A 4,392-nucleotide genomic window follows, 5' to 3' on the forward strand; every position below is an offset into this window, starting at 1 on the left:
CTACTCCCCTACTCCCCTACTCCCCTACTCCCCTACTAAAGCCGGGCTTTTTTATTAAAAACATTTTTAACAGTCTCTAACACTACTTCTTCCACACAAGGTTTTGCCAGATAACCACAATAGTTAAATTCTTGCTGCTCTTTTTTATGCTTATTTCTCATCGTAGCACGATTACTCATAACAGCTATTGGCATATCTTTTAACCGAGAATCATTTCTAATTTTTGTAGTTAGTTCATAGCCATTCATATTAGGCATTTCTATATCCAAGAAAATCATGTCAACTTGTAGATTATTTTGGAGTTTATTCCAAGCTTCTAAACCATCTCTGGCTATTTCTACCTGATAGCCAGCATTAGTAAAAGTTGTAGTCAAAACTTGACGCACAATAATAGAATCATCAACAATTAGAATTACATAAGGTTTTAACCATTGGCGATCGCTAACCTCAGTGGTATCAACAATTGCCTCCTCTAACGCTCCTACTGAAAATTTTGCCCCTGCTAAATTAGCATCCCTCAAATTAGTTTCAGTAAAGTTTGCTTTCTCACAGTTAGCATTCTGGAGATTAGCACCCCTGAGATTAGCACCTTGAAAATTTAAACCCTGCAAAGCTAAACCACTCAGCACACAGTTAGAAAAATCATTCTCTCCCACCTCTAGTCTTTCTCGAATTCGCTGTCGCCATAGCTTGTTAAAAATACCTCTCTCAGACAACTTACCGATCAAATAAGTTAACTTGTTCTCACATTCTATACCATGAATATTACCCTCAACATCATACCAGTTGAGCCAAGGTAACAACCCCTCTGGAGAATTAAGACTGAAATTGACTTCACTCTCGCGATACGCATCAGCAATTTGAGAATAACCATGCCCCACACAACTGATAAAATCCTCCTCTGCTTTTACCATATCGTCATTTTGAGTAGATATGGTGCGCCAAATTTTTTCCTGCACACTAAAACCAAAACGCCCTTGAGAATATACTATCCAGAGTAAGTCTATCGTTTGGAAATCTAGCAACGGCAATTTGTGAATAAACTTTCCATTCAGACAACCGGGAAGATAACCATAAAATGAAGAAGTTGGAAACTCTTGGCTATGGAGACTCCCAAGCATTTTTTGGTAATGGTGTAGTAGGCGAGTAAGTTCATTAAATCTCTCAGGTTGAAGATTTTTGTTTATTGTCTTGAGAATACCTCTGGTTTCTCGAACACCTTCATGCACTTGCGCTCTTAAGGCAATTTCACAAAATAGGCGAAAGGTTTCCCTGTCAGCTTTTTGCCATTGAGATGCTGCTAGTAAATCTTGCAATTTTCTGTAGTTAACTCCTAATGACGAGTGCAATTCTAAATCGGTAACAGCTTTTTTCTGTGGATCGAATATCACATCTTTTGGACGTTGCCAGATGTTTTGAATAATTTGAGCGATCGCTTCCCCTACTATTTCTGATGAAATATTCTCTTGTGCCAATTTTTCCCACAACTCAGACGGTATATAGTAAGGGCGAGACATTTGTTGATAAAGTTGGTTGGCAAAACCTCCTGTCACTCCCACTGGAATTACCATAGCCCCAGCTTCTATTGCAACTTCTGCTTCTTGTTTGGCTCCTGGTCCCCCTTCTATTAGTACATAAACCGATGCCATGTGAGCTAAAATTCCTCGACGCTCAAATAGAGTTTTGCCTCCATATAGATTTGTACCATATTCCCAGGGTTCAAATCCTTCTGGTTGAATGTGGTAAACAGGGGCAACTTGATATTGCCTGGTGCATTCTTGCCAAAAACTATAGGATACTGCTTCTGGTATACCACTAACTCCACCTGTTACAAGAGCTAAATTTTCCCCCAAAGTAGCAAGTTTTCTGCCAGTAGCATTGCATATTGCCTCCGTAGTGATACCCCAAAATGAGGTACTGCCAATAATGGCAACTCGATGCTCAGATGAAATTTTACCAACTAACTCTTTAGCTATTTTTGCTTCAGGTTTTTCTGAGGAACTGGGGGAAGTCATGAAATTTGGCAGGTTTGTCTGATATTGCTCTAAATCATCTTGCTCGCGACAGACAAAAATTATTCTCCACGGGAGAGAATTGTTTTGCAAAAATGTCAGAACTTCTGTTAGAGCTATTTTTGCAGCCCAATCTTTGGGAAATCCACGCAGTCCTGTACTAATACAAGGAAAGGCAAGACTATGAATTTGGTTTTCTGCTGCTAACCGCAGACAGTTACGGNGTCTGATATTGCTCTAAATCATCTTGCTCGCGACAGACAAAAATTATTCTCCACGGGAGAGAATTGTTTTGCAAAAATGTCAGAACTTCTGTTAGAGCTATTTTTGCAGCCCAATCTTTGGGAAATCCACGCAGTCCTGTACTAATACAAGGAAAGGCAAGACTATGAATTTGGTTTTCTGCTGCTAACCGCAGACAGTTACGGTAACATTTGGCTAGCTGTTTGCTGGATATCTGGCTATTGGTTTTATCCCAAACCGGGGCACAAGTATGAATTATATATGAGGCAGGAATTTGATAACCTTTGGTAATTTTTGCTTGGCTAGTTTCCAGCCATTCTATTTGTCTGGTAGCATCTCTGAGTGCTTCTCCTGCTGCGTGATGAATTTTGCTACATAACCCGTAGCTGCGCAGATTATTGTCAGTAGGGTTGACTATCGCCTCTACCTGTTGAGAGATAAGATCGCCTTGAGTTATAGTCAAGCGATCGCCCCATCGTTGATTTTCCTTAGACATCTGCCAATTTTGTTCTGATTTATTCATGGTTTATTTTAAATAAGTATAATTTATTATAATAATTATACACAATTTCCTTGACATTTATTCAATATAAGTGGCTATTAGAAGGAGATTTAATCAAAAGTCAATCTGTAATGTACTTGGTCATTCATTTTTTAGGTTAGACTAAGTATTATTATTTATATTTTTTTTAAATCAAGGTGGTGTTTGACTATGACTTCTTTTGAAGAAATGGCTGATTACGACAAAGCTATTAAACTTAATCCCAAAGATCCTGGTGCTTACTATAAACGGGGTATTGCTTACTATAACCAAGGGAAGTATGAACAAGCACTAGCTGACTACGATAAAGCGATTGAACTTAATCCCCAGGATGCTGCTGTATATAATGACCGGGGTGTTATTTTCTATCTCCAAGGACAGTATCAACAGGCAATTGCTAATTACAACCAAGCCATTTTACTTAATCCCCAGGATTCTGATTTCCACAACAACCGGGGCGTTATCTACGAAATCCAAGGACAGTATCAAAAGGCTATGGCTGCTTTCAACAAAGCTATTCTAATTAATCCCAAGGGTGCTAATGCTTATGTTAATCGGGGTAATGCTTACTCTCACCAAGGAGATGAGAAAAAGGCACTAGCTGACTACGATCAAGCGATTCTACTTGAACCAAATTTAGCCCAAGTTTACAACAACCGGGGTAGTATCTACAATAGTCAAGGAGAGTATAAAAAGGCGCTGGCTGATTACAACCAAGTTCTTGAACTTAATCCTAATGATGCTGTAGCCTACTATAACCGGGGTAATGTCTACTCTAATCAAAGCAAGCATCAAAAGGCGATCGCTGACTATAACCAAGCCATTCAACTCAATCCTAATTATGCTGAAGCTTACTATAACCGGGGAAATAGTTACTCGGAGCAAAAAAAATATAAACAGGCGATCGCTGACTACTCTCAAGCTATTAAACTCCATCCTAATTACCTTGATGCTTGTTATAACCGGGGTTTTNTGTCTACTCTAATCAAAGCAAGCATCAAAAGGCGATCGCTGACTATAACCAAGCCATTCAACTCAATCCTAATTATGCTGAAGCTTACTATAACCGGGGAAATAGTTACTCGGAGCAAAAAAAATATAAACAGGCGATCGCTGACTACTCTCAAGCTATTAAACTCCATCCTAATTACCTTGATGCTTGTTATAACCGGGGTTTTCTCTACGAGCAGCAAAAAAAATATAAACAGGCGATCGCTGATTTTAGCCGAGTCATTAAAATTGATTCTACCTATGCCAAAGCTTACCATATTAGGGGTTTAGCATATTTTGAGCAAGGAAAATATAAACAGGCGATCGCTGATTTAACTCAAGTCATTGAACTTAATCCCCAGGATGCTGATGCTTACAATAACCGGGGTGCTGTTTATCAGCAACAAGGGAATACCAAACAAGCTATTAAAGACTTGGAAAAAGCTGTTAAGTTATACAAGAAACAAGGAAATCAAGAGTTATATCAACAAGCTTTGGATGACCTCCAACAGTTAAAGGTAAATTAGAATGGATAATGGATAATGGATAATGGATAATGGATAATTGATAATGGATAATGGATAATGGATAATGGATAATTGATAA

The 4,392-nt window shown here is 38.6% G+C and carries 2 protein-coding genes and 2 pseudogenes; 2 read left to right on the top strand and 2 right to left on the bottom strand.

The genetic code is table 11. The annotated features are described in order from the left end of the window. Nucleotides 1-35 precede the first annotated feature (35 nt). Nucleotides 36-2,225 carry a GUN4 domain-containing protein gene (locus tag AFK68_RS44570; RefSeq protein WP_371357284.1) on the bottom strand — a complete coding sequence of 730 codons (2,190 nt, stop codon included), beginning with the start codon at nucleotides 2,223-2,225 and terminating at the stop codon, nucleotides 36-38. 11 nt (nucleotides 2,226-2,236) lie between these two features. After that, a pseudogene (locus AFK68_RS44575) lies at nucleotides 2,237-2,778 on the bottom strand (macro domain-containing protein); the annotation flags it as partial. Between the two features lie 189 nt (nucleotides 2,779-2,967). Here AFK68_RS44575 and AFK68_RS08520 point away from each other — a divergent pair. Together AFK68_RS08520 and AFK68_RS44580 are read left to right on the top strand one after the other, a co-directional pair. Then, on the top strand, nucleotides 2,968-3,768 hold an 801-nt coding region (locus tag AFK68_RS08520), incomplete at its 3' end, for a tetratricopeptide repeat protein (protein ID WP_210407305.1). Between the two features lies 1 nt (nucleotide 3,769). Continuing rightward, nucleotides 3,770-4,313 (top strand): annotated as a pseudogene (locus AFK68_RS44580) (tetratricopeptide repeat protein); the annotation flags it as partial. Nucleotides 4,314-4,392: the final 79 nt, after the last annotated feature.

The sequence above is a fragment of the Hydrocoleum sp. CS-953 genome (assembly GCF_002260545.1).
Taxonomy (GTDB): Bacteria; Cyanobacteriota; Cyanobacteriia; order Cyanobacteriales; family Microcoleaceae; genus Trichodesmium.